At 68.2% G+C, this 1,595-nt stretch carries 1 protein-coding gene and 2 pseudogenes; all 3 read left to right on the top strand.

Going from position 1 to position 1,595, the window contains the following annotated elements; translation table 11 throughout:
* Positions 1 to 160: 160 nt before the first annotated feature.
* Positions 161 to 637 (top strand): annotated as a pseudogene (locus G3N99_RS40165) (thioesterase domain-containing protein); the annotation flags it as partial.
* On the top strand, positions 634 to 939 hold the full coding sequence (locus G3N99_RS40170; protein ID WP_174936692.1) for an isochorismate lyase: 306 nt from the start codon (positions 634 to 636) through the stop codon (positions 937 to 939). The pseudogene G3N99_RS40165 and the gene G3N99_RS40170, both read left to right, overlap by 4 nt.
* Positions 936 to 1,595: pseudogene (locus G3N99_RS40175) on the top strand (salicylate biosynthesis isochorismate synthase); the annotation flags it as partial. The gene G3N99_RS40170 and the pseudogene G3N99_RS40175, both read left to right, overlap by 4 nt.

Genomic DNA, 1,595 nt, shown 5'->3' on the forward strand with positions numbered 1-1,595 from the left:
ATGTGTGTGTCGACTGCTCTTCTCGTGCTGTTCTGAGTCACACGGTGTATGTATAGGTGACAATCTCTAGACTTCCAGTTTTTTTTTTTTTAATCCCACGCCCACCCCCGAGTCTTACCCCGAGATCTCCCCTCTTCCCCTACCCGCCGCTCTTCCGATCCTCGCGTACGAGGTAGCGGTGCGGCTCGAGGCGCGCGGCGCGGCGCCGCTTTACCTCGCCGTGTCCGCGCTGCCGCCGCCGCATCGCCAGCGCCTGTCGGATCTGCACCTGCAATCCGACGATGCGCTCGTGGGCGATGTCGCGCGGCTGTCCGGCGAGCACGCCGCGCTGCTCGCCGATCCGGAAATGCGCGCGATCTACCTGCCGATGATCCGCAGCGACTACCGCGCGATCGAGACATATCGCCGCGACCGGCCGCCGCGGATCGACACGCCGCTCGGCGTGATGCTGCCGCTCGCCGATTCCGAACTCGACAACGACGAAGCGCACGCGTGGCAGGACGTCGCGTCGCGCCCGATCCGCATCGAGACGTTCAGCGGCGACCACTTCTACCTGCGCCACCAATACCCGGCGGTGATCGCGCATCTGGTCGAACGGATCGACCAATCCCTTCGTTACGGAAAGGAGTACACATGAAGACACCGGACGCCTGCGCGGGGCTGCCCGACATTCGCGAAGCCATCGATCGCCTGGACGCCGACATCATCGTTGCCCTCGGCCAGCGCATGCAGTACGTGAAGGCTGCGTCGCGCTTCAAGCCCGACGAAGCGAGCATCGCCGCGCCGGAACGGGTGGCCGCGATGCTGCCCGACCGGCGCCGCTGGGCCGAACAGGCCGGCCTCGATGCCGACTACGTCGAGACGCTGTTCTCGGGCCTGATCGCGTGGTACATCACGCAGCAGACGCAGTATTGGCGGCAACAGCGGGGGCTCGCATGAACGCCGGCCTCCCGCTGCTGCACGACACCTTCGCCCGCGCGGCCCGCTGCGCCGCCGACACCGGCACGCCGACGCTCGCGTCGGTGTCGGTACCGCTGCGGCCGCTCGACTTCTTCGACCTGATTGCCGCGTGGGACGACGGCGCCACGCCGTGGTTCTTCCATGAAGCGGGTGATGCGTCCGTCACGCTGTTCGGCTGGGATTGCGCGCTCGAACTGACCGCCACCGGCGACACGCGCTTCGCGCAGGTCGATGCCCGCTGGCGCACGCTCGTTCGCGATGCCGTGATGGCCGGCCCTCAACCGCCGCGCCTCGTTGGCGGCTTCCGGTTCGATTCGCATGGCGCGCGCAGCGCACACTGGGCGCCGTTTCCCGACGCGAGCATGACGGTGGCGAAACTGCTGATCGTGCGCGAAGGCGATGCGCACTGGGCCGTCTGCCAGCACGTCGTCGCCGCGCACGACGATCCGGCCGCGCTCGCGCATGCGTACCTCGCGCGCATCGAGTCGCTCGGCACGCTCGCCGCCGCCCATGACGACGATGCCCCGCATCTGCTGCACACGCAGGCGCTGCAGGCCAGCGAATGGCAGCACGAAGCCCGGCGCGCGGTGGACGCGATCCACGGCGGCGCGTTCGGCAAGGTCGTACTCGCGAGC

Origin of the sequence: Burkholderia sp. Ac-20392 (genome assembly GCF_017104585.1) — a bacterium.
GTDB classification, from domain to species: domain Bacteria; phylum Pseudomonadota; class Gammaproteobacteria; order Burkholderiales; family Burkholderiaceae; genus Burkholderia; species Burkholderia lata.